22 protein-coding genes, 3 pseudogenes and 1 riboswitch are annotated in these 26,669 nt (G+C 73.6%); of the genes and pseudogenes, 9 read left to right on the top strand and 16 right to left on the bottom strand.

Annotation, left to right across the window (positions count from 1 at the left end):
• The 4 genes and pseudogenes from ABEA77_RS03670 to ABEA77_RS03685 form a co-directional block, all read right to left on the bottom strand.
• Nucleotides 1–1,144: pseudogene (locus ABEA77_RS03670) on the bottom strand (IS256 family transposase); the annotation flags it as partial.
• A 75-nt stretch (nucleotides 1,145–1,219) separates the two neighbouring features.
• On the bottom strand, nucleotides 1,220–1,405 hold the full coding sequence (locus ABEA77_RS33900) for a hypothetical protein (RefSeq protein ID WP_425588188.1): 186 nt from the start codon (nucleotides 1,403–1,405) through the stop codon (nucleotides 1,220–1,222).
• Nucleotides 1,406–1,514: 109 nt separating this feature from the next.
• Entirely contained in the window at nucleotides 1,515–2,135 is a 621-nt protein-coding gene (locus tag ABEA77_RS03680) for an L-threonylcarbamoyladenylate synthase (RefSeq protein WP_345641052.1), read from the bottom strand.
• Between the two features lie 71 nt (nucleotides 2,136–2,206).
• On the bottom strand, nucleotides 2,207–2,899 hold the full coding sequence (locus ABEA77_RS03685; protein ID WP_345641055.1) for an SDR family NAD(P)-dependent oxidoreductase: 693 nt from the start codon (nucleotides 2,897–2,899) through the stop codon (nucleotides 2,207–2,209).
• A gap of 103 nt (nucleotides 2,900–3,002) precedes the next feature.
• Between ABEA77_RS03685 and ABEA77_RS03690 the strand changes: the two genes are divergently transcribed.
• Both ABEA77_RS03690 and ABEA77_RS03695 read left to right on the top strand, forming a co-directional pair.
• Complete coding sequence (locus tag ABEA77_RS03690) at nucleotides 3,003–3,854, top strand: helix-turn-helix transcriptional regulator (protein ID WP_345641058.1); 852 nt, start codon at nucleotides 3,003–3,005, stop codon at nucleotides 3,852–3,854.
• Between the two features lie 55 nt (nucleotides 3,855–3,909).
• A riboswitch (TPP riboswitch) is annotated at nucleotides 3,910–4,004 on the top strand.
• The gene (locus tag ABEA77_RS03695; RefSeq protein WP_345641061.1) at nucleotides 3,996–5,402 is read left to right on the top strand and encodes a purine-cytosine permease family protein; all 1,407 of its coding nucleotides are present in this window, start codon (nucleotides 3,996–3,998) and stop codon (nucleotides 5,400–5,402) included. It overlaps the preceding riboswitch by 9 nt.
• Nucleotides 5,403–5,467: 65 nt before the next feature.
• Here ABEA77_RS03695 and ABEA77_RS03700 read toward each other — a convergent pair whose 3' ends face one another.
• Nucleotides 5,468–6,403, bottom strand: a complete 936-nt coding sequence (locus tag ABEA77_RS03700) for a glycosyl hydrolase family 18 protein (protein WP_345641063.1) — start codon at nucleotides 6,401–6,403, stop codon at nucleotides 5,468–5,470.
• A 374-nt stretch (nucleotides 6,404–6,777) separates the two neighbouring features.
• Between ABEA77_RS03700 and ABEA77_RS03705 the strand changes: the two are divergent.
• The 4 genes and pseudogenes from ABEA77_RS03705 to ABEA77_RS03725 all read left to right on the top strand — a co-directional run bounded on the left by ABEA77_RS03705 (nucleotide 6,778) and on the right by ABEA77_RS03725 (nucleotide 11,599).
• Nucleotides 6,778–7,886: pseudogene (locus tag ABEA77_RS03705) on the top strand (Rieske 2Fe-2S domain-containing protein).
• Between the two features lie 118 nt (nucleotides 7,887–8,004).
• A complete protein-coding gene (locus ABEA77_RS03715; RefSeq protein ID WP_345641070.1) occupies nucleotides 8,005–9,024 on the top strand; it encodes an LLM class flavin-dependent oxidoreductase in 1,020 nt (339 codons plus the stop codon).
• Nucleotides 9,025–9,167: 143 nt separating this feature from the next.
• On the top strand, nucleotides 9,168–10,418 hold the full coding sequence (locus tag ABEA77_RS03720; protein WP_345641073.1) for a chitinase: 1,251 nt from the start codon (nucleotides 9,168–9,170) through the stop codon (nucleotides 10,416–10,418).
• A gap of 248 nt (nucleotides 10,419–10,666) precedes the next feature.
• A complete protein-coding gene (locus ABEA77_RS03725) occupies nucleotides 10,667–11,599 on the top strand; it encodes a glycoside hydrolase family 18 protein (protein ID WP_345641076.1) in 933 nt (310 codons plus the stop codon).
• A 69-nt stretch (nucleotides 11,600–11,668) separates the two neighbouring features.
• Here ABEA77_RS03725 and ABEA77_RS03730 read toward each other — a convergent pair whose 3' ends face one another.
• Nucleotides 11,669–12,103 carry a hypothetical protein gene (locus ABEA77_RS03730; RefSeq protein ID WP_345641079.1) on the bottom strand — a complete coding sequence of 145 codons (435 nt, stop codon included), beginning with the start codon at nucleotides 12,101–12,103 and terminating at the stop codon, nucleotides 11,669–11,671.
• Nucleotides 12,104–12,246: 143 nt separating this feature from the next.
• Here ABEA77_RS03730 and ABEA77_RS03735 point away from each other — a divergent pair, with 143 nt between their 5' ends.
• The 3 genes and pseudogenes from ABEA77_RS03735 (at nucleotide 12,247) to ABEA77_RS03745 (ending at nucleotide 14,832) form a co-directional block, all read left to right on the top strand.
• Nucleotides 12,247–13,002: an SDR family oxidoreductase gene (locus tag ABEA77_RS03735; RefSeq protein ID WP_345641081.1), complete on the top strand. Its 756-nt coding sequence runs from the start codon at nucleotides 12,247–12,249 to the stop codon at nucleotides 13,000–13,002.
• 109 nt (nucleotides 13,003–13,111) lie between these two features.
• Nucleotides 13,112–13,897, top strand: a pseudogene (locus ABEA77_RS03740) (discoidin domain-containing protein); the annotation flags it as partial.
• Nucleotides 13,898–14,022: 125 nt separating this feature from the next.
• Nucleotides 14,023–14,832 (top strand): SAM-dependent methyltransferase, encoded by an 810-nt coding sequence (locus tag ABEA77_RS03745; protein ID WP_345641084.1) that lies wholly within the window; start codon nucleotides 14,023–14,025, stop codon nucleotides 14,830–14,832.
• Between the two features lie 48 nt (nucleotides 14,833–14,880).
• On the opposite strand, the gene ABEA77_RS03750 is transcribed toward ABEA77_RS03745, so the two are convergent.
• The 10 genes from ABEA77_RS03750 to ABEA77_RS03795 all read right to left on the bottom strand — a co-directional run bounded on the left by ABEA77_RS03750 (nucleotide 14,881) and on the right by ABEA77_RS03795 (nucleotide 26,668).
• Nucleotides 14,881–17,334: a glycosyl hydrolase family 95 catalytic domain-containing protein gene (locus ABEA77_RS03750; protein ID WP_345641086.1), complete on the bottom strand. Its 2,454-nt coding sequence runs from the start codon at nucleotides 17,332–17,334 to the stop codon at nucleotides 14,881–14,883.
• Nucleotides 17,335–17,391: 57 nt separating this feature from the next.
• The gene (locus tag ABEA77_RS03755; protein ID WP_425588193.1) at nucleotides 17,392–18,309 is read right to left on the bottom strand and encodes a sugar kinase; all 918 of its coding nucleotides are present in this window, start codon (nucleotides 18,307–18,309) and stop codon (nucleotides 17,392–17,394) included.
• A gap of 62 nt (nucleotides 18,310–18,371) precedes the next feature.
• Nucleotides 18,372–19,013 carry a bifunctional 4-hydroxy-2-oxoglutarate aldolase/2-dehydro-3-deoxy-phosphogluconate aldolase gene (locus ABEA77_RS03760; RefSeq protein WP_345641091.1) on the bottom strand — a complete coding sequence of 214 codons (642 nt, stop codon included), beginning with the start codon at nucleotides 19,011–19,013 and terminating at the stop codon, nucleotides 18,372–18,374.
• Between the two features lie 70 nt (nucleotides 19,014–19,083).
• On the bottom strand, nucleotides 19,084–19,899 hold the full coding sequence (locus tag ABEA77_RS03765) for a hypothetical protein (protein WP_345641094.1): 816 nt from the start codon (nucleotides 19,897–19,899) through the stop codon (nucleotides 19,084–19,086).
• Nucleotides 19,893–21,038: a galactonate dehydratase gene (gene dgoD, locus ABEA77_RS03770; protein ID WP_345641097.1), complete on the bottom strand. Its 1,146-nt coding sequence runs from the start codon at nucleotides 21,036–21,038 to the stop codon at nucleotides 19,893–19,895. The genes ABEA77_RS03765 and dgoD overlap by 7 nt, the downstream gene beginning before the upstream one ends.
• Nucleotides 21,035–21,793 (bottom strand): FadR/GntR family transcriptional regulator, encoded by a 759-nt coding sequence (locus tag ABEA77_RS03775; RefSeq protein WP_345641099.1) that lies wholly within the window; start codon nucleotides 21,791–21,793, stop codon nucleotides 21,035–21,037. Before ABEA77_RS03775 ends, dgoD begins: the two co-directional genes overlap by 4 nt.
• Nucleotides 21,794–21,922: 129 nt before the next feature.
• On the bottom strand, nucleotides 21,923–22,681 hold the full coding sequence (locus ABEA77_RS03780; RefSeq protein ID WP_345641639.1) for an SDR family NAD(P)-dependent oxidoreductase: 759 nt from the start codon (nucleotides 22,679–22,681) through the stop codon (nucleotides 21,923–21,925).
• A 59-nt stretch (nucleotides 22,682–22,740) separates the two neighbouring features.
• Nucleotides 22,741–24,867, bottom strand: coding sequence for an alpha-galactosidase (locus ABEA77_RS03785; protein ID WP_345641102.1), 2,127 nt, complete (start codon nucleotides 24,865–24,867; stop codon nucleotides 22,741–22,743).
• Nucleotides 24,864–25,769: a carbohydrate ABC transporter permease gene (locus tag ABEA77_RS03790; protein ID WP_345641104.1), complete on the bottom strand. Its 906-nt coding sequence runs from the start codon at nucleotides 25,767–25,769 to the stop codon at nucleotides 24,864–24,866. Before ABEA77_RS03790 ends, ABEA77_RS03785 begins: the two co-directional genes overlap by 4 nt.
• On the bottom strand, nucleotides 25,769–26,668 hold the full coding sequence (locus tag ABEA77_RS03795; RefSeq protein ID WP_345641107.1) for a carbohydrate ABC transporter permease: 900 nt from the start codon (nucleotides 26,666–26,668) through the stop codon (nucleotides 25,769–25,771). The genes ABEA77_RS03790 and ABEA77_RS03795 overlap by 1 nt, the downstream gene beginning before the upstream one ends.
• Between the last annotated feature and the right edge of the window lies 1 nt (nucleotide 26,669).

Raw genomic sequence — 26,669 nt, forward strand, 5'->3', positions numbered from 1 at the left:
AGGGACATGACCGCCCTGTAGACGCATTCCAGGGCAGCCTGCTCGTTCGGGAAGTGTCCGCGGGCCTTGACCGCTCGGCGGATGCGGGCATTGACCGACTCGATCGCGTTCGTCGTGCAGACGATGCGGCGGATCCCGGTGTCGAACCGCAGGAACAGGGTGAACTCCTCCCACACGTTCTCCCACAGTTTCACGATCGCCGGATACTTCCGGCCCCAGGCATCGGCGAACTCGGCGAACCGGTCCAGGGCGGCCTCTTCGGTGGGAGCGGCACAGACGGGCTTGAGGAGCTTGGCGATCTTGTCCCAGTCCTGGCAGGCGGCATAGCAAAAAGAGCTCCGCAGCAGGCGGACCACGCAGGTCTGCACGATCGTCCTCGGCCAGACGGTCTCCACCGCTTCGGGCAGGCCTTTGAGCCCGTCGCAGACCAGCATGAGCACGTCGTTCACGCCACGGTTCTTGATCCCGGTGAGGATGTGCAGCCAGTGCTCGGCGCCCTCGCCGCCGTCACCGGCCCACAGGCCCAGGATCTCCCGCCGGCCCTCAGCCGTGACGGCCAAGGCCGCATGGATCGGCCGGTTGGCGACCGCACCGTCACGGACCTCCACATGGACCGCGTCGATGAAGACCACCGGACACACGGCGCCCAGGGACCGACTCTGCCACCCGGCCACGCCCCCGAGCACCTTGCCGGTGATCGTGGAGATGGTCTGGCGGGAGACCTCGGCTCCATAGACCTCGACCAGATCCGCCTGGACCTCGCCGGTGGTCAGGCCCTTCGCTGCGAGTGAGATGACCACCTCGTCGACGCCGGTCAGGCGCTTCTGCCGCTTCTTGACGATCTTCGGTTCGAAGGAGCCGTCGCGGTCACGGGGCACGGTTATCCCTACCGGGCCGACCTCGGCCAGGACGGTCTTGGAGCGTTTGCCGTTGCGGGAGTTGGCACCGGTCTTGCCTGCCGGATCGTGCTTGTCATAGCCGAGGTGATCGGTGACCCCGCCCCCAGAGCGACCCCCAGGAACCGCTTGGTCAGCTGCTGCAGCAGCCCACCCACACCAGTCAGCCACACACCCCCGGCCTCAACACGGCCGACCAACCCGTCAATCAACCAGCCGTCCCGCCCTCGCCGCCCACCCCGGCACAAAAACCTTCACAGACTCGCCCTCCTTCACACTGATCCTGATCACCAACACATCCCCCCGATCAGGAGTTACACCAATCACTTCACAATCCCACCGCGGTCCTCGACACACAAACAGACGGGGACGGTGATGCGGTGGCCTGCATCGGTGAGGACGGTGCAGGGGGCGGTGAACTCCTCGGCCCAGTAGCCGGTGGGGTGCCGGTGGCCGTCCTTGAGCATCCAGTGACGCGCTCCGGTCAGTACGAACAGGATCTCCGCCACGGAACTCCGCCTCCTCGCCCATGAACCTTCCCGCTCCTCGTCTTCGACGCTACGAGGAGTGCCCCGGGCCGGCGACGCCCGCGCCCGCGAGGGGCCGGGCGCGGCGGGGTCACTCGAAGGGGGTCGGATCGCCCGCGCCGTGGCGCAGGACGGCCGGGGCGCCTTCGGAGAAGTCGACGACCGTGGTGGGTTCCGTACCGCAGTCGCCCGAGTCGAGGACGATGTCGAGGGCGTGGTCGAGGCGGTCCTTGATCTCCCAGCCCTGGGTCATCGGCTCCTCCTCGCCCGGCAGGAGCAGGGTGCTGGACAGCAGCGGCTCGCCGAGTTCGGCGAGGAGCGCCTGGGCGACGGGGTGATCGGGGATGCGGACCCCGACGGTGCGCTTCTTGGGGTGCAGGAGGCGGCGTGGAACCTCCTTGGTGGCGGGGAGGATGAAGGTGTAGCGGCCCGGGGTCGCGGCCTTGACCGCGCGGAAGACGTCGTTGTCGATCCGTACGAACTGGCCGAGCTGGGCGAAGTTCTGGCACACCAGGGTGAAGTGGTGCCGGTCGTCGAGCGCCCGGATCGAGCGGATGCGGTCGATGCCCTCGCGGCTGCCGGGGCGGCTGCCGAGCGCGTAGCAGGAGTCCGTGGGGTACGCCACGAGGGCGCCGGAGCGGAGACTGTCGGCGACGCTGCCGATGATGCGCCGCTGGGGGTTTCGCGGGTGCACGTCGAAGTACCTGGCCATGTGCCCACCCTAGGGCGGCCCCGGGGCGTCTCGGGGTGCCGGGCCGGGGTCGCTGGGGAAGCGGGCGGGGGTCACCAGGGGATCGGACCGTTGATGTCGGCGTAGCCGCCGCTGGGGCCGCCGGGGGGTGTCAGGGCGGTCCGTACGATGATCTCGGCGCCCTCCTCGACGGTCTGGGTGCCGCGGAACCCGTTGAGGGCAGTCGCGGTGAAGCCGGGTTCGACGGCGTTGATCCGGATGCCGGGGAAGGCCTTCGCGTACTGGACGGTGAGCATGTTGACGGCGGTCTTGGACGCCGGGTAGGCGACCCCGGGGTAGGCGTACGCCGGGGTGCCGGGCGTCGTGATGCCGGTGAGGGAGGCGAGGCCGCTGCTCACGTTGACGATCACGGGGGCGGCCGAGCGCAGCAGGAGCGGCAGGCAGACGTGGGTGACGCGGAGGGTACCGAGGACGTTGGTCTCCAGCAGCGGCCGCATCAGGTCGGCCGTGAGGTCTGCCGCGGGGGTGGGGGTGCCTTCGATGCCCGCGTTGTTCACCAGGACGTCGAGGCCGCCGTCGGCCTCGATCGCCTTGGCCGCGGCGGTGACGGACGCGTCGTCGGTGACGTCGATGACGACCGGCCGTGCGCCGAGCCGCTCGGCGGCGGCGCGGCCGCGTTCCGGGTCGCGGCTGCCGAGGTAGACGGTGTGGCCCTCGGCGACGAGCCTGCGGGCGATCTCGTGGCCGAGGCCCTTGTTGGCTCCGGTGATGAGTGTCGTGGTCATGGCTCCAGGCTCGGGGGCCGGTGCGTGCGGTGCCAGTACACGGGTCTTCCTGGGACTGCGGATACCAGGCAGGCGGTCGGTGCGGAGTGCACGATGGGGGGGCATGGCGAGTGCGGAGTTCGGGCAGGCCGTGCGGCGGTGGCGGGACGGGACGGGGCCGGAGGCGGCCGGGCTGACCGTACGGGGGCAGCGGCGGGCGGCCGGGCTGCGCAGGGAGGAGCTGGCGCTGCTTGCGGGGGTGTCGGCCGACTATGTGACGCGGCTCGAACAGGGCCGGGCCACGCACCCCTCCGAGCAGGTGGTGGAGGCGCTGGGGCGGGCGCTGCGGCTGTCGGGGCCGGAGCGGGAGCACCTGTTCCGGCTGGCGGGTCTGGCGCCGCCCGGGCCCGGGGTCGTGCCGGGGTGTCTGACGCCGGGTGTGCGGCGGCTGCTGGACCGGCTTTCCGGGACGCCGGTGGGGGTGTACGACGCGTCGTGGACGCTGCTGCTCGCGAATCCGATGTACGCGGCGCTGATGGGTGATCCGGCGGGGTGGGAGGGGCACGAGCGCAACGCGGTCTGGCGCAATCTGGTGGGGTCCGCGGGCCGGGTCAGGCACACGCCCGAGGCTCGGCGGGCGTTCGAGACCGCGCTCGTGTCGGATCTGCGGGCCACGGTCGGCCGGTATCCGGCGGACGGGCGGCTGCGGGCGCTCGTGGCGGACCTGCGGGCGCGGAGCGAGCGGTTCACGCAGCTGTGGGAGTCGGGGGCGGTGGGGCGGCACGAGGTGTCGCGCAAGACGGTCGACCATCCTCGGGTGGGCGCGCTGACGCTCGACTGCGACGTGCTGCGGGCGGCCGGGGACGATCTGCGCATCATGCTGTACACGGCGGAGCCCGGGACGCCCGACGCGGCGCGCCTCGCCCTGCCCGCGGAGGCGCTGCCCGCGGGCGCGGAGGCCGTGCGCGGGCGGTGAGCGGCGGGGAAGGGCCGGTTGCCGGGGGCGGTGCGGGGGGCGTTAGGGTGGCACTCCACCGGACACGGGGTGCCCCGCCGCGGGGCTGAGATCACACCCGTCGAACCTGACCCAGCTCGTACTGGCGGAGGGATGTCTTCCATGGCGCGTTCACGTGTGTTCCTGTCCGGGCGGGCGGCCGGCGGCTCCGGCGCCTTCGGGGGGCGGATGCCGTCGGCGGCGGGTGATCTGCGGATCGAGACGCGGGGCATCGCGCCGGTGCCCGAGGAGAACAGGTACGGCAGCGCGTCCCGCCTGTTCAGTGTGTGGTTCGCGCCGAACCTGACGATGACGGGGGTGTTCACCGGGACCCTCGGTGCGGCGCTGGGGCTCGACTTCGGGTCCGCTCTGGTGGCGGTGGTCGTCGGGACGGTGCTCGGGGCGGTGCCGGTGGCGGGGCTCGGTATCTGGGGAAGCAGGACAGGTGCGGGCCAATTGCCGCTGGCCCGGCTGGCGTTCGGCAGCTCGGTGGTGGTGCCGGGGGTGTTGCAGTGGCTGTCGTCGGTGGCGTGGGACGCGCTGGTCGGCCTGTTCGGCGGGGACGCGCTGGCCCGGTTGTGCGGCTGGCCGTTCTGGCTGGGGGTGCTGGTGATGATGGCGGGGCAGGGCCTCGTCGGGGCGCTGGGGTACGAGGCGATCCACCGGCTCCAGAAGGTGATGACGCTGGCGCTGGCGTCGGCGTTCGCGCTGCTGGCCGTGGAGCTCCTGGGCGGGGTGCGTCCCGCGGCGGTCTCGCACGTGCACGGTGCCGACAGGTTCGGCGCGTTCGTGCTGACGAGCACGGTCGCGTTGAGTCTTTCGCTGTCGTGGGCGCCGTACGCGAGCGACTTCAGCCGCTATCTGCCGCGGGCGACGTCCCGTGCACGGATGTTCTGGTACACGCTGCTCGGGGTGAGTGTGTCGTTCACGGCGGTGCAGGCGCTGGGGCTGTGGGGTGCCTCGGTGTTCACGGACCAGACGGCGGGCGGGGTGGACCGGCTGCTGGGGGGCGGGGTGCTGGGGGCGTTCGGGCTGCTCGCGGTGGCGTGTGCGGCGCTGTGCAGCAACGCGATGAACGACTACAGCGGTTCGCTGGCCCTCCAGACGGTCGGGGTGCGCCTCGCGCGGCCGGTGGCGGCGCTGCTCGCGGCGGCTCTCGGGTTCCCGCTGGTGCTGTGGATGCACGCGGCGGACACGGCGGCGCGGTTCCAGAACGTGCTGCTGTTCGTGGGGTACTGGATCCCGGGATTCGTCGCGGTGGTCTCGGTGGACTGGTGGGCGCGGGGCCGTGCCCGCGGGGGTGCGGCGCTCGACCTGGCGGCCGAGGAGGCGGTGCGGGTGCCGTGGTGGCCTGCGGCGGTGGCGTTCGCGGCGGGGTTCGGCGCGGCGGTGCCGTTCATGGACACGTCAGTGTACGAGGGTCCCGTGGCGCGGGCCCTGCACGGCGCGGACCTCGCGTACTACGCGGCGTTCGCGGCGGCGCTGGCGGTGTACGCCCCGCTGCGGCTGCGGCGCGCCGCTCGTGGCTGACGCGCCGCAGCGCCCCGGTCGGGTGCGGGGTCCCAGGGGCGGGTTGGGCCCGCGCGGGTGTCCTGTCAGATCTTGTTGAAGATCTTCGAGTAGGCGTAGCCCGTGGGCTTGTCGTACTGGTCGACCTCCCAGAACGAGAGTTCCTGGACTCCCTTGTCCGCGGCGAAGGCTTCGAGGGTGGCGGCGTCGGACTGGCTGAAGTTCTCGTCGTCGTCGTTCTGGCCCGCGATGGGTGTCAGGCCCATGCGGGCCCAGTTGTCGGCGGTGGAGCCGCCGTAGAGGGAGCCGAGTTGTCCGACAGCGGCGTTGGCACCGGACTCGGCGTCGTCGAGGGCGTTCTCGCCGTCGCCGAAGTCCATGGTCATGATGTTGACCAGGGTGGTCTTGACGCCGGCCGACTGGGCTCCGGAGAGCATGCCGGTGACGTCGGACGGGAGGCCGTCGGGGCCGACCGCGACGGTCCAGGAGATCTGCACGTCGGGGTTCTGCTGCTGGAGTGCGGCGAGTGCCTGGTCGCGGCGCTGGTTGGCGGCGCTGTCGCCGAGGGCGCCGCCTTCGATGTCGAAGTCGAGGCGGGTGGCGCCGTAGGTGTCGACGACGTTCTGGTAGGCGGCGGTGAGGTCGGAGACCGAGGTGCAGGTCTGGGCGAGCTCCTCGCTGCCCGCGCCGCCGAAGGAGATGGCGACGTCGCCGCCCGAGGCGCGCAGCGCGTTGATCTCGGTGGTGTGGGCGCCGACCGGGTCGCCGCCGTCCTCCCAGTTGAGGGTGCAGCCGGACTGGGAGGTGAGGAAGGCGAGCGTGTAGTGGTTCACGCCGGACGCCTGCTGGTCGGCCGCCATGTCCTTGACGGTGTTGTCGTCGACCTGGAGGTAGGGGGCGGCGTACTGGGCGGGGAAGGGCGCCGCGGCGGCGTGGGCGGTGGGGGCGGCCACGAGGAGGGCGAGAGCGGGGCAGAGGGCGGCGCCGAGCGCGAGGAGGGGTCGGCGGTGGGGTGCGGGCATGACGGCCTTTCGCAGCGTGGGGGGATGTTAGGAAGGTTTCCTAACCGCTTGGCCCAGGATGCTCCGCCGAGGGACGCGCACATGTCAAGACTCCCGGCCCACGGGCGGGTAAAGGAACAGCCCGCCCGGCGGCTTCACCCGCGAGGACGCTCCCGGTCGTGCGGCGCCAGGCGCGGTGGGAGGGACGGCGGGGAGGGCCGCGTGCGCACAGGCCCCCGGGCGGCACGGCCGGCGCGCGCGCCACCGTCGGCGCCGCCCGCTCCCCCACCGACGAGCGCAGGGGAGAAGCGCATGACCGGGACACAGCAGGCCGCGGACCCGCCTCCGCCGCCCGGGGCGGACGGCGGAGGCGGGCCGCGCAGGCGGGCGGGGACCTGCGGCGGATCGGTGTCGCGCCCGACTTCTGGTACCCGGTGGCGACCTCCCGCAGCGTGCGGCGGGACAGGGCGCACGCCGCGTCCTGCGCGGGCGAGCGGATCGCGCTGTACCGGGGCGGCAGCGGCACCGTGTACGCCCTGGAGGACCGGTGCGCACACCGCCACGTCCCGCTGAGCATGGGCGTGGTGGAGGGCGAGGCGCTGCGTTGCTGCTGCCGCGCCCGGGTGTACAGGGGCAACGGCCGCATCTCGCAGATCCCGTCCCTGCCGAAGGGCGCCAAGGACGTGCCGCGCGGTGTGCGGGCGCACCCGGCGAAGGAGCGCTACGGGCTTGTGTGGGTTCCCCCCGGCGGCCCCGAGAAGGCGGCGACCGCCCCGCTGCCCGACCTGCCGCAGTTCGCCCCACCGCGGCACCGCACGATGACCTTCTCGCGTACGGTGCGCTGCCACTACTCGTTCATGCACGAGAACCTGCTCGACATGTACCACCAGTTCCTGCACCGCAGCGTGCTGGGGCGCATCCGGCCGACACTCCTCGGCTACGAGAGCGGGACGGACTTCGTCGAGGCCCGGTACCTGTTCACCCCGGCGGGCGGCCGCAAGGACCGCGGCGCGGGGCTGCTCTCCGCCGAGGGCGTCGGCGGCTCGTCGTCGCCCGACGTGATCACGATCCGTACGCAGTACCCCCTACCACCCTCCAGGCGGCGCCGGAGAAGGCCGACCTGCCCGCGTTCTCGCTCTGGGTGGCGTACGTGCCCGAGGACGCGGAGCAGCGCACCAGCCACGCGTACGGCCTGCTGATGATCGAGAAGCCGCGGGTACCGGGGGCGCTGCACGCGGCCTGGCCGCCGATCCGCCGCTTCACGGAGCGGGTGCTCGCGCAGGACCGGACGGCGGTCGAGGCCGAGCAGCGGGCGTGGGACGAGCAGGGCGAGGCCTGGAACCAGGAGACCTTCCCGCTGATCAAGGACGTGCGCGGGGTGCTGCGCGCGCACGGCGTGCCGATCGGGCCGGGGGCGGCGGTGCACGGCGCGTCGCCGCTGCCCTGCGCGGGGGCCGGGGACCGCGCGTGCGCGCCCGCCGCGGCCGGACGCCGCGCGAAGTGAACCGGGGCCTTCCCTGGTCACGGCGCGGAGGGCGCCCGTGGGGCGGCACGGGGGGCCTGACACAATCACGGCCAGCACAGGTGTACGGCGAACACGCCGCTGACATGTGGAGGCCCCCGTGCCACAGTCCTCGCGTCCGTTGCGGAAGCTTGGGTTCCTGACCATCGGCCTGTTCGACGCGGCCGAGCCCCGCGCCGGGCACGAGTCGACGCTCGGCGTCATCGAACTCGGCGAGCGGCTGGGCTTCGACAGCGCATGGGTGCGCCACCGCCACCTCCAGTACGGCATCTCGTCGCCCGTGGCCGTGCTCGCGGCGGCCACACAGCGCACGTCGAGGATCGAACTGGGCACCGCCGTCATCCCGTTGGGCTGGGAGAACCCGCTGCGCCTCGCGGAGGACCTGGCGACCGTGGACATCCTGTCGGGCGGCCGCCTCAACCCCGGGGTGAGCGTCGGTCCGCCCATGCACTTCGACCGCGTGCGGCACGCCCTGTACCCGGACACCTCCGAGGCCGAGGACTTCGGCTACGAGCGGGTGAGCCGGCTGCTCGGCCTGGTGCGGGGTGAGCGGGTGACCGACTTCCGGGGCACGGAGGGGTTCGAGTCGTACTCGGACCGCGTGGAGCCGCACTCCCCCGGGCTCGGGCGGCGCATGTGGTACGGCGGCGCGAGCCTTCGCTCCGCGCGGTGGGCCGGCGAGCAGCGCATGAACTTCCTGACGAGCAGCGTCGTACGGGCCGAGGAGTCCGAGGACTTCGCGGCGATCCAGCTCTCCCACGTGCGGGAGTTCCGCGCGCACCACCCGGACGGCGAGCGCGCGCGGGTCTCGCAGGGCCTCGTCGTGGTGCCCACCGACTCCGCGAGCCCCGGGCAGCGCGCCAAGTACGAGGCGTACGCACGGCAGCGGCTGCCGCGGACCGCGGCCCCCCAGGGCCCCGCCCGCATGCTGTTCGCGCCCGACCTGGTGGGCACGTCGGAGCAGATCGCCGAACGGCTCTCCGCGCAGCCCGCGTTCCGCGAGGTCGACGAGGTGGCGTTCGCGCTGCCGTTCGCCTTCGAGCACGAGGACTACGTGCAGATCCTCACCGACATCGCCACACGGCTCGGGCCCGCGCTCGGCTGGTCCCCTGCCGCCTGAGGCGCGCGGCCCCGTCAACCGGCGTGCCGTGGCGCGGAGTCGGGAGCCCGGTCGTGGCGCGGGCCCTTGACAGGGGGCCCAGCAGGGCGATTAATGGTCCAGACCATTAACCCTTCCGGTCCCCTATGAAGGGAGAACGGTCCATGCCAGGACCCGTTCGCAGACCCGCCCGCACTCTCCTCGCCGCCCTCGCCACCGGTGCCGCCGCGCTGGGATTGGCGGTGACCGGCACCGGTACCGCCCAGGCGGCCACGGCCCCGCCCTCGCACCTGTTCGCCCCCTACTTCGAGGCGTACACCGGCGACAGCCCGGCCCAACTCGCCGCAAAGTCCGGCAACAAGTACCTGACGATGGCGTTCCTCCAGACCGCGTCCGCCGGCTCCTGCACGCCGTACTGGAACGGTGACAGCGGCATGCCGGTCGCCCAGTCGACGTTCGGCTCCGACATCGACACGATCCAGGCGGGCGGCGGCGACGTCATTCCGTCCTTCGGCGGCTACGCGGCCGACAACGGCGGCACCGAGATCGCCGACAGTTGCACCGACGTGTCGCCGATCGCGGCCGCGTACGAGAAGGTCATCACGACCTACGACGTGAGCCGCATCGACCTCGACATCGAGGACAACTCGCTGAAGAACGCCGCGGGCATCGACCGGCGCAACAAGGCCGTGAAGATGGTGCAGGACTGGGCCGCGGCCGACAACCGCCCCGTGCAGTTCTCCTACACGCTGCCCACCACCACCCACGGACTGACCGACGGCACCGCGGGCGACGGCAGCGGCCTGTCCGTCCTGAAGAACGCCGTGTCGAACGGTGTGCGACTCGACGTCGTGAACCTGATGACGTTCGACTACTACGACAACGCCGCGCACGACATGGCCGCGGACACCGAGACCGCCGCCCAGGGCCTGCACGACGAACTGGCCGCGCTCTACCCGGCCAAGAGCGACGCGCAGCTGTGGAACATGGTCGGCGTCACGGAGATGCCCGGCATCGACGACTTCGGCGCCCCGGAGACCTTCACCACGGCCAACGCCGCCACCGTCTACGACTGGGCGGTCGCCAAGGGCGTCAACACGCTCTCCCTGTGGGCGCTCCAGCGCGACAACGGCAACTGCCCCGGGCAGGGCGGCTCCGACTCCTGCTCCGGCACGGCCCAGAGCACCTGGCAGTTCAGCCACACCTTCGAGCCGTTCAACGGCGGCGGCAACAGCACCACTCCGCCCGGCGGCGGGTCGTGCCCGGCCACCGCGTGGCAGCCGTCGGCGGTGTACGTCGGCGGTGACACGGTGTCGTACGGCGGGCACACCTGGAAGGCCAAGTGGTGGACGACCGGCGAGCAGCCGGGGACCACAGGCGAGTGGGGCGTCTGGCAGGACCTCGGGACCTGCTGAGGGCGCGCGGCGCCGCGCGGTGAACACCGCGTCGCCACACGGGACTTCCTCCCCGGTCACGGCCCCGTGGCGTGCCACGGGGCCGTGACCGGCCCGCGCTGGCGCGGGCAGCCCGCCCCGGCCCGCGTACGCGTACGGGCCGGCGGGCCACGCGGCCTTGTGGGGTGTGCCGGAACGGCGCTTTCATACCTGAGGAGCCCCCCAACCGCGGTCGTCCCCCGCACCGCGGCTCCACGAAGGAGCGGTTGATGCGCATCAGAAGCCTGTTCCGTACGTTCGCGCTGGTGGCCGCCGTCGGCCTCGGCGCCCCGCTGGCGGCCTCCGCCCCCGCGGGTGCGGCGCCGCACGCGGCGGCGAGCAAAAGGGTCGTCGTCTACTACCAGACGCAGTTCAACGGCGGCACCTACGTCTCCCCGCGCGCGATGACCGACAACAACACGGGCGTCACCGACGTCGTCGTCGGCGCCATCCACCTCAACGGAGACGGCAGCGTCGCCCTCAACGACGACTCGCCCGACAACGCGAGGTTCGACCAGATGTGGAGCGACCTGTCGGCGATGCAGGCCAAGGGTGTCCGCGTCGAGGGCATGGTGGGAGGCGCCGCCCAGGGCAGCTTCCAGCGCCTCGACAGCGACTTCGGCACGTACTATCCGAAGTTGAAGAACGTCATCACGACACACCACCTCGACGGGGTCGACCTCGATGTCGAGGAGTCGATGTCCCTGGGTGGCGTGGAACGCCTCATCGACCAGCTGCACACCGACTTCGGCACCGGGTTCACCGTGACGCTCGCGCCCGTCGCGACCGCGCTGAACGGCGGCGGCAACCTCTCCGGGTTCAGCTACGACGCCCTCTACCGCGACCGGGCCTCGTCGATCAGCTGGTTCAACACGCAGTTCTACTGCGGATGGGGCAGCCTCTCCGGCACCAGTGGCTACGACGGGATCATCCAGCACGGCGTCGTGCCCGCGTCCAAGGTGGTGGCGGGCACCCTCACCAACGCGGCGAACTGCGGCAGCGGCTATGTGCCCATGGACACACTGACCGCCACCGTCTCCTCGCTCGCGGCGAAGTACGCGGACTTCGGCGGTGTGGCCGGCTGGGAGTACTTCAACTCCGACCCGGGCGGCACGGCCGCGCCGTGGCAGTGGGCGGCGAGGATGTCGGCGGCGATGGGCTGACGCCGCCGCCCTCGCCGGTGATCCGGCCGCGCCCCCGCCCGGCGCCCGCGCCCGTCCCACGCGCGGGCCTCACCGGCGGGGGCGCGGCCGTGCGCGTACCGCGCAGGGGGCGGGGACGGCGAGGGCGGCCGCCGCCGCGGCGAAGAAGCCGAGGACGACGCCGTTCAGCACCTGGTCGGTCGTGCCGTACATGTCCAGGTGCCGCAGGTGGTGGACGAGGTGCGGCACGCTGAAGACCAGCCAGGTCAGGACCGTCACCGCGGTCAGCCGCCGGTCGCCGGCCCACCGGGCCGCGCAGCAGCTCAGGGCCGCGAGCGCCAGGTAGAGCGCGCCGGTGTCCTTGGCGAGGTGTTCGTTGTACGGGCCGAGCACGGGCAGCCAGCTCAGGCCGAAGCCGGGGAACGAGCGGTACCAGGAGCCGGTCAGGAAGTACGCCCAGCCCCCGGTGTAGGCCCCGAGGGCGGCGAGGACGAGGAGCAGCACGCGGCGTGCGGAGACGGTCATGCCCACGGGACGGCGCGGGGCGCCGGACTGTGACGTCCGCCCGGGGCGTGCCATCCGTCCGGCCGCGCCGTGTCACATCCCGTACGGGTACGCCGTCCCTTGCGCGGGGGCCGAATCACCGACGTATCCGAAAGGCACATGTCATGCGTATCGCAGTCGCCGGCGGGACCGGCTGGGCGGGCAAGCTCGTGGTGGCCGCCGTCTCCGCGGCCGGGCACGAGCCGAGAGTGCTCTCCAGGTCCGCCGGGGTGGACCTGACCACGGGCAGGGGCCTGACCGCCGCGCTCGACGGCGTGTCGCGCGTCATCGACGCGAGCAATGTCACCACCACGAACAGGTCGAAGTCCGTGGCGTTCTTCGGGGCGGCGGCCGAGCACCTGCTGCGCGCCGGGGAGGCCGCGGGGATCGGCCACCACGTGGTGCTCTCCATCGTCGGGATCGACCGGGTCGGCCTCGGGTACTACGCGGGCAAGCGCCGCCAGGAGGAGCTGGTGCGCGGCGGCGGGGTGCCGTACACGATCCTGCGGACGACCCAGTTCCACGAGTTCGCGGCCCAGATGCTGGCCCTCGGCGGGCCGCTCGTCCTCGCGCCCCGCATGCGGTGCAGGCCGGTCGCCGTGCGCGAGGTCGCCGACGAGCTCGTCCGGCTCGCCCTCGGGGACCCGCTCGGGTACGCGCCTGAGTTCGCGGGACCCGAGGTCCGCGAGATGAGCGCCATGGTCAGGCAGCTGCAGCGCGCACGCGGCGGCCGCCGCCCGGTCCTGCCGGTCCGCGCACCGGGGGCTGTTGGACGCGCCATGGCGGGCGGCGCGCTGCTGCCCCGCGAGGAGAACCCACGGGGCACCGAGACGTTCGACGCGTGGGTCGCGGCGGAGACGGGCGGGCGCCACGGCGGCTGAGCCGGGGGCGCCGCCGCGGCGGCGCCCGCGCGGCCCGCGCCGCGCCGTCGTCCGGGCCGGTCCTGACCCAGTGCTGCCCAGGGGGCCTTTCTGTGCCGGGTCTTGACAGGAGAACACACGCGCGATGTTCGAGGCGTGGAACGCGAACCTGTGGAAGGACGCGAGCGGCCTGATGCTGTGGATGTCGCACCCCGCGTGGCACAGCACGGTGTGGCAGACGTACGAATACGACTTCGATGCCAACGGCACGTACTACGGGGCGCGTTCGGCGTGCGAGCCGCACCATGTGCAGGCGGACCCGCAGGAGTGGCGGGTCCTCGCGGTCCATCACACGCCGACCGCGCTGAAGGGCGCGCGGGCGACGGCGCGGCTCTACGACCTCGCGGGGCGCGCGCTGGGGGCCGCGCAGACCGGGACGGTGGATGTCGCGGCGGCCGCACGGCGCCCTCCTTCAGCGTGGGCTGGGCCGGCGGGCTGCCCGCCCTGCACCCACTACGGCTGACGCTCAAGGACGCGCGGGGCAGGGTGCTGTCGCGCAATACGTACTGGCGCTACCGCGACCCGGCCGACATGAAGGCGCTTGGCCGCGCCGGGCGTGCGACGGTCTTTGCGTCTCTCGGGCAGGCGCGGCGGGCCGCGGGCGAGCACGGGGAGGTGACCGCCGTGGTGCACAACCGGGGTGCGGCCTTCGGTTGCGATGGTGCGGCTCTCGCTGCTCGACGCGCGCAGCGGCGAGCGGGTCCTGCCGACGCTGTACGGCGACAACTACCTGTGGCTGCTGCCCGGTGAGTCGCGGACGGTGACGCTGTCGTGGCCCGCGGCGGCGCTGCGCTCGGGCCGCCCTGCCCTGCGGACCGAGGGGTACAACGCGGCACGTACGGTGACGCGGGGCTGAGGCGGGAACGCGCGGCTCAGGGCCGGGGGTGCCGGTCCTGGGCCACCGTCAGGTACCCGCGGGGCGGCGGTGGTCAGTAGGGTCGTCGGCAGCGCGCACGACGAACGACCCGGAGGGACACCGCCGTGACCGACCGACCCGTCCTGGCCCCGCGCAGCGTTGACATCACCCGGGCCAACGCGGCCCGCATCTACGACTGCCTGCTCGGCGGCTCGCACAACTTCGCCGTCGACAGGGAGGCGGCCCGGGACGCGCTGCGGCACCTGCCGGGCGCCCGGGCGATCGCCCGGGCCAACCGGGCGGTGCTGCAGCGTGCGGTGCGGTTCGCGCTTGAGCTCGGAATCACGCAGTTCCTGGACATCGGCTCGGGCATTCCGACCTTCGGAAGCACCCATGAGGTGGTGCGGGCCGGGCAGTCGCGGGCACGTGTCGTGTACGTGGACAACGATCCGGTGGCGGTGGCGCACGGCCGGGCCGCCCTCGCGGACGACCCGCACACCTCGGTGGCCGCCGCGGACCTGCGCGACCCGGTCGGCCTGCTGCGCGACCGGGAGGTGCGGCGCCTGGACTTCGCACGGCCGGTGGCGCTGCTCCTGGTCGCCGTCGTGCACTTCCTGTCCGACGCGGACCGCCCCGCCGAGGTGATCGCGGCGCTGCGGGACGCCCTCGCCCCCGGCAGCGTCCTGGTGCTCACGCACGCCACGCTCGACCACGGTCCCGCGCCGGAAGGGCAGCGGGCCGTGCAGGACGTCTACGCGCGGACTCCGACGCCGCTCGTGATGCGCAGCAGGGCCGAACTGCGCCCGTTCTTCGCCGGGTTCGACCTGGTGGAGCCGGGTATCGTGTCGCTTCCGCACTGGCGGCCCCCGGAGCCGGACGAGCCGTTCGACCGCGCGACGCTGCACGGTCTTGCCGGGGCCGGCGTGAAGCCCTGAGCGATGGCGCGGCCCGTCCCCGGTGGCGGCGGGACGGGCCGCGCGGGGTCAGAGCCCGGCGCCGGGGCCGTGCAGGGTGGTGGAGCGGCCCGGCGCGAGGTGCACCGTCCTGGTCCGCCCGTGGGCGGCGACGGTCGTCGTACGGCCGCCGACGCTGCGCAGCACCGCCGTGGTGACGCGGCCGTCGCGCCAGGCCAGGTCGAGGACGAAGCCGCCCCGCACGCCGACGCCGCTGATGTGCCCGGCGGCGGCCCACGCCGCCGGGAGGGCGGGCAGCAGGTCGACGCGGCCCGGCCGCGACCGCACGAGCATCTCGGTGATGGCGGCGGGCGTACCGAAGTTGGCGTCGATCTGGAAGATGCTGCGGCCGGCGTCGACCTGATAGATGTCGAACAGGTTCGGCGCGGTGCCGTTGCTGTTGTCCTTCGACGGGCGGAGGTTGGTGGTGACGAGCCGGTACGCGGTCTCGCCCTCGCCGAGTCTGGCCCAGCACAGGGCGCGCCAGGCGTTGGCCCAGCCGTAGCTGTTCATGCCGCGGGAGGTGAGGAGGTTGCGCACTCCGGTGAGGATGTCGCCGGGGGTGGTGTCCGGCCGGATGCGGTCGCCGGGGAACAGGCCGACGAGCGGGGACAGGTGGCGGTGCTCGGTCTCGCCGAGGTCGTCGGGCGACATCCACTCTTCGAGCCGGCCCGTCGTGGGGCTGACCCGCGGGAGGTACAGGCGGTCGCGGAGCGCGGCGACGGTACGGGCGTACGCGCGGTCGCGCCCGAGGTCGCGGCTCGCGGTGAGGAAGTTGCCGAACAGGGCCCACACGAGTTCCTGCGCGTAGGTGTTGCCGATGCCGTCCTGGGGGCCCTGTTCGGGTGACCAGTCCTTGTCGTCGACCAGGACCTCGCGGCGGCCGTCCGGGGCGTCCGGGTCGTCGACGGCGGTCGTGATGAGGCGTGCGGCCCAGAACGCGCAGGCGCCTCTGAGGAGGGGGTAGATCCGTTCGAGGTGCCGGGTGTCGGCGGTGTAGGCGTAGTGGTCGAAGAGGGTGTTGGCGAGCCAGGCGTTGGCGGCGGGGTGCCACCACCAGCCGGAGCCGCCGTGGATGTTGGTGGAGAAGGCGACGGCCCATCCCGCGACCTTCCCGGTGGAGTTGCGGAAGCGGTTGCGGGGGTCGTTGAAGGTCCTCGCGGTGACGTCGGTCCAGGACGGAAGCTGGCTGAGGCAGTAGTCGGTGAACGCGTCGAACGCGGTGGGCAGGCCGGCCCGGTCGGGCAGCCAGTAGTTCATCTCGATGTTGATGTCGGTGTGGTAGTCGCCCATCCAGTCCGGGTCGTTGCCGTCGAGCCAGAGGCCCTGGAGCCCGGCGGGGACGCTGTCGCGGGAGGAGGCGATCAGCAGATAGCGGCCGAAGTGGAAGTAGGCCGCCTCCAGTTCGGGGTCGGGTGCGGCACCGTCCGCGGCGCGGGCGGTGAGGCGGCTCGGCGTGTCGAGATCCCGCAGGCGGGCGTCGGAGGCGCCGAGCGAGAGGGAGAGGCCGTCGAACAGCCGCCGGTGGTCGGCGACATGGGTGGCGCGCAGCGCGGTGTGCGGTACGCGGGCCGCGGCCCGCGCGGTGCGGGCGGCGAGGGCGGCGGGGTCGGCCGCCGGGTCGCGGTAGCCGTGGGCGGGGTCCGGCGCGTAGTCGGTGCCGCCGCAGAACACGACGGTGAGGTCGGCGCAGTCGGTGAAGGTGAGCCGGCTTCCGCTGACGGCCACGGTGCCTCGGGTCGTGGCGGCGGTGACGGCCGAGGCGTATCTGAGGCCGTTGGCGAAGGCGGCGTCGAAGGCGGCGAGGGGGCCTTCCGCGTGTCCGCTCCCGGTGGCCGCCGCGGTGTGCTCGCCGTGGGTGCCCGCGAGGTCGACGGTTCCGGTGTAGCTGCCGCCGCCGCTCTGGGTGAGGCTGAGGACGAGGACGTTGTCGGGGTGGCTCGCGTACGCCTCGCGGCGGTAGGCCACGCCGTCGTGGGTGTAGGAGGCGGTGGCGAGGCCGTTGCTGAGGTCGAGGGTGCGGCGGTAGCCGGTGATCCGGTCGGCGGTGTGGGCGGGGACGGCGACCGTGAGGTGGGCCAGCTGGGTGAGGGAGCCGAACTCGACGCGTTCGTAGGGGAACTGGCCGTCGTCGTCGAGGGTGTCGTTGAGGCCGCCGGTCCACAGCGTGCCGTCGGTGACGTAGAGCAGGTCGGCGGCGGGGTCGCCGCCGACGAGGGCTCCGATGCGGCCGTTCCCGATGGGCAGCGCCGTCTGGATCATGTCGGCGGGATCGGCGGGATCGCGGTACCAGAGGGTCAGGGCACGGTCCTCGGGGACGCGGGGGTCACCGGTGGGGCGGCGCGGGGCGGCCGTCGCGGTGAAGGCGGGGACGCCGGCCGTGGCGAGGGCTCCGAGCCCGGCGGCGGCGAGGAAGCCGCGCCTGCTGGGGCGGCGGGGCGGGTGGGGGCGGTGTTCCGGCGTCAGCGGGTCGTGAGAGGTCATGGTGGTGCCTCCTCGGGGGATGACGTGCGGACGGGGGTGGTGTGTGGGGGCGCGGGTTCAGTGGGTGGTCCAGGTGGCGGGGTCGGCCGCCAGCAGGCGCGCGGTGGTGTCGGGCGGCGGCAGGGTGCCGTGGTCCCCGGTGACGCGCAGCGCGGAGGCGGCGGTGAGGTGACCGCGGCGCAGGGCGCGTACGGGGTCGTCGCCGCGCAGCACGCCCGCGAGGTATCCGGCGGCGAACGCGTCGCCCGCGCCCACGGGTTCGACGACATCGACGCGGGGCGCCGGGACGGTGTGGCGGCCGGCGGGGGTGTAGGCGGTCGCGGCGCGGTCGGCGTCCTTGACGACGAGGGTGCGCGGGTGCGGCAGCAGGCCGCGTACGCCGTCCGGGGTGAGGCCGGCGCCCCACAGGGCGCGTGCCTCGTCCAGGCCGACGAAGACGAGGTCGGCACGGTCCGCGAGGGTGCGCAGCACGTCGCCGGCGGGCTCGGGCGCGCCGGTCCACAGGGCGGGCCTGTGGTTGACGTCGAAGCTGACGGGCCAGGGGCGGTCGGCGGCCAGCGCCTGCTCCACGAGGGCGTGGCAGGACGGCGAGAGCGCGGGGGTGATGCCGGTGAGGTGCAGCAGCCGGGCGCCGCGCAGGGCGTCGTCGGCGAGGAGGGCCGGGCCGAGCGCGGCGGCTGCGGAGTTCCCCCGGTAGTAGTGGACGCGGGTCGATCCGGGGCCGGGGTCCTTGAACAGCAGGCCGGTGGGGTGCCGCGGGTCGGTCCTGACACCGTCCACGTCCACGCCCCCGGCTGCGACGTGCCGCTTCACGAGGCGGCCGAAGGGATCGTCGCCGAGCGCGGAGACCCAGCGCACCGGGATGCCGTGGTCGGCGAGGTACACGGCGACGTTGGACTCGGCGCCTGCGACGTCGACGCGGAGCAGGCCGGCGCTGTCGAGCGCGCCGACAGGTTCCGGGGCCATGGCGGCCATGGTCTCGCCCAGGCACACGACGGGCCCGGTACCGGACGGCCGCGGCCGGGCCGCCCGGGGGGTCACCCGGCGTCCCGGGTGTACGGGCGTACAACGTCGAGGAAGGCGCGGGCGCGGGCGCGCAGCGCGTCGGTGCTGCCGCCGTCCGCGGCGTCGCCGACGAGCGGCGAGCCGACGCCGACCGCCACGGCGCCGCGGGCCAGGTATGCTGCGGCCTCCTCCGCGCCCACTCCCCCGACGGGGACGAACGGTGCGGTGGGGAACGGCCCTGACAGGGCCTTGAGGTATCCGGGCCCGCCGGCCTCGGACGCGGGGAAGAGTTTCAGCGCGGCGGCGCCGAGGCGCTGGGCCGTGATGATCTCGGTGGGGGTCATGACGCCGGCGAGCACGGGCAAACCGAGGGCGCGGGCGGCGCTGACGCCGTGGCCGAGGCCGGGGGTGACGACGAAGTCGGCCCCGGCGCGGTGGGCGGCGTGGGCGTCGTCGGCCGTGAGCACGGTGCCCGAGCCGAGGGCGGCGCCGGGGCCGAGGGCGGCGCGGGCGCGGGCGAGGACGCCGAGCGCGTCGTTGCCGGACAGGGAGATCTCGATGAGGTGGACGCCCTCGTCGGCGAGGGCGAGCACCGCGGCGAGCGCGGCGTCCGGGTCGCCGCCCCGGACGATGGCGAGAATGCGGTGGGTGCGCAGCGCGGTCAACAGGTCCACTGGTGCTGGTCCTTACGGCGGTGGGGGTTCGGGTGCGGTGGGTGGTGCGCCGAGGGCGCGGCTGTGGGGCTCACGGGCCGGGGTCCGTGCGGCGGGTCGCGGTGACGGTGAGGCGCCAGCGCAGCTCGCCGGTGTCCGGTACGCGCGCGGTGTCGCCCGGATCGGCTCCTTCGCGGTCGAAGACACGGCCGAGCATGGGTTCGACGCCGATGGAGCGGTAGGGGGCGCCGCGGGGGAAGCCGCCGAGGTTGCGCCAGAGGGCCACGGACACGGGGGCCCCTTCGGCCTCGACGCGCAGGGTGAGGGTGTCGGGGCCGTCGTGGACGGACGCCTGGTGTGTCTCGGCGACGGCGCCGACGGCGGTTCCGTCCGCGGGGCCGAGCCGGTCAAGCGGTGTTCCGGCGGGCGCGGGCCAGTGGCCGCGCACCCAGCCGGAGCCCTCGCCCGGGTAGAGCCGCAGGGGCGTGCCGTGCGGAAGTGCCACGCGGGCCCGCTCGGACAGGTCGAGCAGGGCGTGGGCGGCCCACACGAAGCGGTAGCCGGGGCGTGCGGTGAGCCGGTAGTCGGCGACGGTCCCGGCCTCGGTGGTGCGGATGCGCCGGGCCAGCCGGAAGTCGGGGCAGGTCACCGTGTGCGTGCCGTCCGTGTCCTGCCGCCAGGCCCGGGTCCAGACGTCGCCGTGGTCGGGCAGGCCGCGCACCGTCGGTACGCACTCCTCAAGGCCGCCCGCGTCGGCGAACGGCGCGCCGGGGCGGGCGTCGGCGCGTGCGGGCTCCGGCCGGTGCCAGAGCCAGTCGCGGCCGTGGGCGGTCAGGGAGGTCCAGCGCCCGCCGTGCTCCGGGTCCGTGGTGACGCGGGGGCCCACGGTGCGTGCGGCGCTCACCATTCCGCGAACGATCCGTCGGGGTGGCGCCACACGGGGTTGCGCCAGCTGTGCCCCGTCCGGTCGGCGGCGCGCACGGCCGCCTCGTCGACGGTGACGCCGAGTCCCGGCGCGGTGGTCCTGCGGGCGTGGCCGGCCTCGAAGCGGAAGGGCTCGGTGTCGACGAGGTACGAGAGCAGGTCGGCGTCCTTGTTGTAGTGGATGCCCCTGCTCTGCTCCTGGATGAGGAAGTTGGGTGTGGCGAAAGCCACTTGGAGGCTGGCGGCGAGCGCGATCGGGCCCAGCGGGCAGTGCGGTGCCAGCTGGGCTCCGTACACGTCGGCGAGCGACGCGATGCGGTGGACCTCCGAGATGCCGCCCGCGTGCGACAGGTCGGGCTGGGCGACCGCGATGCCCGCGGCGAGGGCGGGCAGGAACTCGGCTCTGCCGTAGAGGCGTTCGCCGGTCGCGATGGGCACGGGGCTGGCAGCGACGAGGGCGGGCAGAGCGTGGCCGTGCTCGGGCAGCAGCGGTTCTTCGACGAACAGCGGGTGCAGCGGGCCCAGTTCGCCGAGGACGCGGCGGGCGCCCGCGACGGTGAAGCGGCCGTGGAAGTCCACGGCGACGTCCCGGTCGGGGCCGAGCGCCTCGCGGGCGGCGGCGACGCGTGCGACGACGCCTGCGGTCTGCGCGGGGGTGGTCATCGGCGGGGTGCGGCCCGCCGCGTTCATCTTGACGGCGGTGAAGCCCGCCTCGACCTGCGCGGTGACCTCTTCGCGGATGCGGGAGGGGTCGTCGCCGCCGACCCAGGCGTAGACGCGGACGCGGTCGCGCACGGGACCGCCGAGCAGGGCGTGGACGGGTGCCTCGTACGCCTTGCCCGCGATGTCCCAGAGGGCCTGGTCGAGTCCTGCGACGGCGCTGGACAGGACGGGGCCGCCGCGGTAGAAGCCGCCTTTGGTCATCACCTGCCAGTGGTCCTCGATGCGCAGCGGGTCCTGTCCCAGGAGGTGTTCTGCCAGGACGTCGACGGCGGCCCGGACGACCTCGGCCCGGCCCTCGACGACGGGTTCGCCCCAGCCGACGAGTCCTTCGTCCGTCTCGACCCGGCAGAACAGCCAGCGGGGCGGTACGAGGAACGTCTCGATTCGGACGATCTTCACCGGGTCTCGTCACCCTTCTTCGGGGGTTTCGTGGGGGCGGCCGTGTCGCGGTGGACCTTGTGCAGGTCGCGCAGGGCCTGTTCGAGCAGGGCGCGCATGGCGTGTTCCGCGCGGTCGCCGTCGCCCTCGCGCACGGCGTCGAGCACGGCGCGGTGGCTGGGGACCGGGTCCTCCCCGTGCGGGGAGGAGTGGACGATCTCGTCGCGGTGGGCGAGGCCGGACTCGATGACCATCTCCATGCGTTCGAGGAGTTCGTTGTGGGTGGCGCGCAGCAGGGCGCGGTGGAAGGAGAGGTCGGCCTCGACGGCGGCGGCCGGGCGGTCGCCGCTCTCCGCGGCCATCGCGTCGATGGCCGCGTCGAGTGCCGCGAGGTCGGTGGCGTCGCGGCGGGCGGCGGCCAGGCGGGCTGCCGCGGGCTCGACGATGCCGCGGACCTCGCCGAGGTTGCGCAGCAGCGCGAGGTCGGCGCCGGCGTCGGTGGAGCCGGCGAACTGCCAGCGCAGCACGTCCGCGTCGAGGAGGTTCCAGTCGGAGCGTGCGGTGATGTACGTGCCGCGCTTCTGCCGGGCGTCGACCATGCCCTTGGCGGCGAGGACCTTCAGGGATTCGCGCAGGGCGGTCAGACTGACGTCCAGTTCGTCCCGCAGCGCCACGAGGTCGAGTACCGCCCCCTCGGGCAACTCGCCGCTGAGGACCCGCCGCGCGAGTGTCTCCACGGTCTGCCCGTGCACTCCGCGGCGCGCGTATGGCGTCATGTCGCTCTCTGCCTTTCTGCTGCTCGTGGTGGTGGGTCCGCGGGCCGGTGGCCGACCGGCCGGCGGCGGGCCACCGCTGTCTCGTCCCAGGCTCTCGCGCCGCCGGGCGCACTCACGCCGGGGGCCTGTTCAGGCCGACGCCTTGACGACGCTCCAGCCGCCGTCGACAAGGAGGCTCGCCCCGGTGACGTACCCGGCCTCGTCGGCGGCGAGGAACGCGATGGCCGCGGCCACCTCCTCGGGCGTCCCGAAGCGGCCCGCCGCGGTCTCCGCGACGCTGCGGGCACGGTCCTCCTCGGGGACGCGGTCCCAGGCCGCGGTGAGGATGGGGCCCGGCAGTACGGCGTTGACGCGGATGTCGGGGCCGTACTCGACGGCGAGCTGCCCGCTCAGGGAGAGCAGGGCACCCTTGGAGGCGGCGTAGGCGGGGTGTCCCGGGATGCCCTTGTGGGCGTGGACGGACGAGGTCAGCACGACCGCTCCGCGCTGGGCGCGCAGGTCGGGCAGGAGGGTGCGGAAGCCGAGGAAGCCGCCGGTCAGGTTGACGGAGAGCTGGCGCTGCCAGGACTCGACGCTCATCTCGCCCGCGGGGACAACGTCGACGGTGTAGGCGTTGCTGACGAGGACGCCGACGGGGCCGAGGGTGTGCGCGGCGGCCTCGACACGTTCCCAGGCGGCCGGGTCCGAGACGTCCGCGGCGGCGAACAGGGCGCGCCCGCCTTCGGCGTTGATGGTGTCGGCGGTGCGCGCGCCGTGTTCCTCCGCGACGTCCACGAGGACGACCGCCGCGCCCTCGGCGGCGAGTCTGCGCGCGGTGGCGGCGCCGATGCCGGAGGCGGCGCCGGTGACGACGGCGACCCGGTCGGTGAAGCGTGCTGCGGGGTGCATGGGGCGGGTCGTCTCCTCGGGGTCGGCTGCGGGGCGGGGCGCGGGCGCGCCTGCCGGGGTCACGGTGTCACGCCCCTTTCCAGTACGACGAGGTCGGCGTCGTATGTCGCGGTCCAGGCGAACGCCAGCCCGGCGTGGGTGAGATGGGCGCCGCTGTAGGCGGTGCCGGTGCGGGCGTCGCGGTAGCGGGCGGCCGGGTCGAGGCCGCGCAGGCGCAGCCGGGCGGCCCGCCCGGGGACGAGGGGCGCGCCGTCGAGCGGCCCGGTGTTCCAGGCCGTGACGACGACGCGTCCGCCGCCGGGGTGTTCGTACTGGACGCCGCAGGTGGCGTCGGTGGGCCCGCCGAGTGTGCGCGCCTCGCCGCGGTGGACGGTGTCGCGCACCTCCTTGTAGCGGGCGATCCACGCGGCGGCCTCGGCGCGCTCCTCGGGGCTCCAGCGCCGGATGTCGGCGCCGACGCCGAGGACGCCGGCCGCGGCGGTGACGAAGCGGAAGGCGAGGGAGCGCGGCCGGGGATCGAAGACGCCGGGTGCGTCGGTGACCCAGGAGCTCATGGTGTGCGGTGCGTGGGCGTGCAGGTAGCCGTGCTGGATGGCGAGCCGGTCGAGCGGGGCGGTGTTGTCGCTCGGCCACACCACGTCGGTCCGTGCGAGGGTGGCGTGTTCGATGCGGGCCCCGCCGCCCGCGCAGCCCTCCACGGTGACCGAGGGGTGGCGGGTGCGCAGGTGGTCGAGGACGCGGAGGTATCCGGCGACGTGCGCGGCGTCGAGGTCCCGGGTTTCCGGGGGGCCGCCGCCCGGCCTGCCGCGCTCGGTAGGCGGCCGGTTCATGTCCCACTTGAGGTAGCTGATGTCGTGGTCGCCGAGGAGCCGGTCGAGGGTGGCGAGGACGAACTCCTGGACGTCGGGGCGGCCGAGGTCGAGCAGCAGCTGGTTGCGTACGAGTGTGGCGGGGCGGCCGTCGATCCGGTAGACCCACTCGGGGTGCTGGGCGTGGAGGGCGGAGCGGGGGCTGACGGCTTCGGGCTCCACCCAGAGTCCGAAGTCCATTCCCAGCGCGCGTACTTGGTGGATGAAGGCATCGAACCCCTCGGGAAACGCGGTGGGTTCAGGTGTCCAGTCGCCGAGCCCGCCGGTGTCGTCGTCGCGGCCGGGGAACCAGCCGTCGTCCACGACGAAAACTTCCGCGCCGATGCCGGCGGCGGTGCGGGCCAGGTCGAGCTGGGTGGCGGCGTCGACGGCGAAGCCCGTCGCCTCCCATGAGTTGTAGAGGACCTTGCGGGGGCGGTGCAGCCGTTCGCCCGCGAGGCGGCGTTCGTAGCGGTGCCAGGCCCGGGCAAGGCCGTCGAGCCCTTCGGGGCTGAACGCGCAGGCGAGCCAGGGGGCGGTGAGGGTGGCGCCGGGGCCGAGGAGCACCGCGCCCTCGTGCGGGAGCCGTCCTGCCCGGACGCGCACGGTGCCGCCGGGTTCGGCGTCCGCCGTGATGTGCCAGTTGCCGGGCCAGGCGAGGGCGATGCCGTAGGTGGGGGTGGCGGGGCCGTCCGCGGGTTCCGCGGCGTCCTGCACGGCGAGCCAGGGCGCGTAGGCGTGGCCGGGTACGCCCTGGGTGCTGCCGATCTCGAACCGGCCGCGCTCCAGCTCCACCTGGGTGAGCTGGAACTCGCGTGACCACTGCCCGGTGAGGCAGGTCAGGCGGGCGGCGCGGGTGACGGGCACGGTGACGGCGCCGGAGTCGAACCGTTCGAGGCGGAGGGGCTGAGCTTTGGTGTTGGTGTGTTCGGTGCGGCGCCGTACGACGTCGGTGCCCGGCACCGTCGCGTAGACGAGGGCCGTGGTGAGGCCGAGGTGTTCGTCGGCGAAGGTGAGCCGCAGCCTCTGGGTGCCGTCGTCGTCCTCGTCCTGCTCGGCTCCGGTGAAGGCCCACCAGGTGCCGCGCTCCTCCCCCGGGCGGCAGGCGATGAGGTCCGCGCCGGTGAACGGCCGCTGCCCGTAGGGGATGTACTCGGCGGGCGCGGCGTCGGCGGGGGTGATGAAGTGGGTACGGCGCGACCAGTCGAGCGGGGACGGCCCGGTCTCGGTGCCGTCAGGTCCCCAGGCGGCGAGTTCGGGCCAGGGGCCGTCGGGTGAGAGCCGGACCGCGTACACGGTGGTGCCGGTGCGCAGGGTCCACGGGCCGTGCGATGTCACTTGACCGCTCCGAGGTTGAGGCCTGCCACGAAGTGGCGCTGGAACCGGAGGAACACGAGCACGGTGGGGGCGGCGGCGATGACCGACCCGGCCGCGATGACGTTCCAGTCCGACACGTACTGGCCCTGAAGGCCGATGAGGGAGGCGGTGATCGGCATCCTGCTGTCGGTGCGCAGCACGGTGATCGACCACAGCAGGTCGTTGAAGATCCAGGTGAACGACAGGGCGCAGAGCGCGGCGAGCGCGGGCTTGGCCAGCGGGAGGACGATCCGGCGGTAGATCGTCCAGGGTCCCGCGCCGTCGATGACGGCGGCCTGCTGGATCTCGGCGGGGATGGACCGCATGAAGCCGTGCAGGACGAAGACGTAGAAGCCGACGCCGAAGCCGACCTGGACGCCGATGACGGCGTACAGGCTGTCGTACAGGCCGAGCATCTCGGTGAGCTTGGAGACCGGGACGAGGAGGATCTGCGGGGGCAGCAGGTTGCCTGCGAGCATCACGAGCAGCACGGTGCGGCGCAGCGGCAGGTCGTAGCGGCTGAGGGCGAAAGCGGCCATGGAGGCGAGCAGCAGCGAGAGCAGGACCGCGGGCACGGTGACGAGGACGCTGTTGAGCAGGGCCCTCGCCTGGCCGCCGTCCGTCCACGCCTGGGCGAAGCCGTCCAGGGTGAAGGAGTGCGGCAGGGCGCCGAGGCCGTTGCCCGCGATGTCGTCGAAGGAGCGGGTGGCGGTGACGAGGACGAGCGCGACGGGCAGCAGCCACAGCGCGGACAGCAGCACGGCCCCGGTGTGGAAGCCCGCGGTGGCGGCGCGGCGGCGGGCCGCCGGGTCGCGGCGCGCCGCCCTGCCGGGCGGGGCGGCCGTCTTCTCCGCAGGGGGCACCTGGGGGTGGGTGACGGTCATCAGTCGGCCTCCCGGAAGGCGCGGACGAGGTAGGAGACGATGACTCCGAAAGCCAGGATGAAGATCACCACGGCGAGCGCGGAGCCGTAGCCGAGCCGCAGTGACTGGAAGGCCGTGGAGTACATGTAGGTGCTCAGGAGTTCCGAGGAGTGGTACGGGCCGCCGCGGGTGAGCGCCCACACCACGTCGAAGGAGCGCAGGGAGTCGATGATGACGACGGAGACGACGACGGCGTTGACGCTGCTGAGCTGGGGCAGTGTGATGTGCCGGAACAGCTGCCTGCGGTTCGCTCCGTCGACCCTGGCCGCTTCGTACAGGGCGGGGTCGATGCCCTTGAGTCCGGCGAGGTAGAGCACCATCACGTAGCCGATCTCGCGCCACAGGGCGGGCACGATGACGGCGTACAGGGCGGTGTTCTGGTCGGCGAGCCAGGGGTGGGCCCAGCTGCCGAGGCCGAGGCCGCCGAGCGCCTTGTCGATGAGCCCGTCGGGCTGGTACATCGCCTGCCAGACGAGGGCGGTGGCGACGAGGGAGAAGACAACGGGCAGAAAGAGCGCCGCGCGGTAGAACCCGACGCCCCTGCGCTCCTGTTGGAGCAGGAGGGCGGCGCCGAGGCCGAGGACGACGGACAGCCCGCCGAACAGGACGAGCCACAGCACGGTGTCGAGGAGCGCGGTGCGGAAGACACTGTCGCCGAACATCTCGCGGAAGTTGCCGAGTCCGACGAACTTCGCGGGGGCGACGCCGTTCCAGTCGGTGAGGGAGAGGTAGAAGCCCTGGATCGCGGGCCAGAACACCCAGAACGCCTCGGCGAGCAGCGGGATCAGCAGGAAGGCGAGGACGACGGGCGGCACCCTGGTGGCGCGCCTGCGGCGGGCCGGTGCGGTCAGGAGCGCCATG

Source organism: Streptomyces tremellae (assembly GCF_039540215.1).
Taxonomy (GTDB): Bacteria; Actinomycetota; Actinomycetes; order Streptomycetales; family Streptomycetaceae; genus Streptomyces; species Streptomyces tremellae.

Coding starts and splice junctions, on each gene's coding strand:
- ABEA77_RS03680 (WP_345641052.1), bottom strand. CDS start 2,135: ATGGCCAGGTACTTCGACGTGCACCCGCGAAACCCCCAGCGGCGCATC.
- ABEA77_RS03685 (WP_345641055.1), bottom strand. CDS start 2,899: ATGACCACGACACTCATCACCGGAGCCAACAAGGGCCTCGGCCACGAG.
- ABEA77_RS03690 (WP_345641058.1), top strand. CDS start 3,003: ATGGCGAGTGCGGAGTTCGGGCAGGCCGTGCGGCGGTGGCGGGACGGG.
- ABEA77_RS03695 (WP_345641061.1), top strand. CDS start 3,996: ATGGCGCGTTCACGTGTGTTCCTGTCCGGGCGGGCGGCCGGCGGCTCC.
- ABEA77_RS03700 (WP_345641063.1), bottom strand. CDS start 6,403: ATGCCCGCACCCCACCGCCGACCCCTCCTCGCGCTCGGCGCCGCCCTC.
- ABEA77_RS03720 (WP_345641073.1), top strand. CDS start 9,168: ATGCCAGGACCCGTTCGCAGACCCGCCCGCACTCTCCTCGCCGCCCTC.
- ABEA77_RS03725 (WP_345641076.1), top strand. CDS start 10,667: ATGCGCATCAGAAGCCTGTTCCGTACGTTCGCGCTGGTGGCCGCCGTC.
- ABEA77_RS03730 (WP_345641079.1), bottom strand. CDS start 12,103: ATGACCGTCTCCGCACGCCGCGTGCTGCTCCTCGTCCTCGCCGCCCTC.
- ABEA77_RS03735 (WP_345641081.1), top strand. CDS start 12,247: ATGCGTATCGCAGTCGCCGGCGGGACCGGCTGGGCGGGCAAGCTCGTG.
- ABEA77_RS03750 (WP_345641086.1), bottom strand. CDS start 17,334: ATGACCTCTCACGACCCGCTGACGCCGGAACACCGCCCCCACCCGCCC.
- ABEA77_RS03755 (WP_425588193.1), bottom strand. CDS start 18,309: ATGGCCGCCATGGCCCCGGAACCTGTCGGCGCGCTCGACAGCGCCGGC.
- ABEA77_RS03765 (WP_345641094.1), bottom strand. CDS start 19,899: ATGGTGAGCGCCGCACGCACCGTGGGCCCCCGCGTCACCACGGACCCG.
- ABEA77_RS03775 (WP_345641099.1), bottom strand. CDS start 21,793: ATGACGCCATACGCGCGCCGCGGAGTGCACGGGCAGACCGTGGAGACA.
- ABEA77_RS03780 (WP_345641639.1), bottom strand. CDS start 22,681: ATGCACCCCGCAGCACGCTTCACCGACCGGGTCGCCGTCGTCACCGGC.
- ABEA77_RS03790 (WP_345641104.1), bottom strand. CDS start 25,769: ATGACCGTCACCCACCCCCAGGTGCCCCCTGCGGAGAAGACGGCCGCC.
- ABEA77_RS03795 (WP_345641107.1), bottom strand. CDS start 26,668: ATGGCGCTCCTGACCGCACCGGCCCGCCGCAGGCGCGCCACCAGGGTG.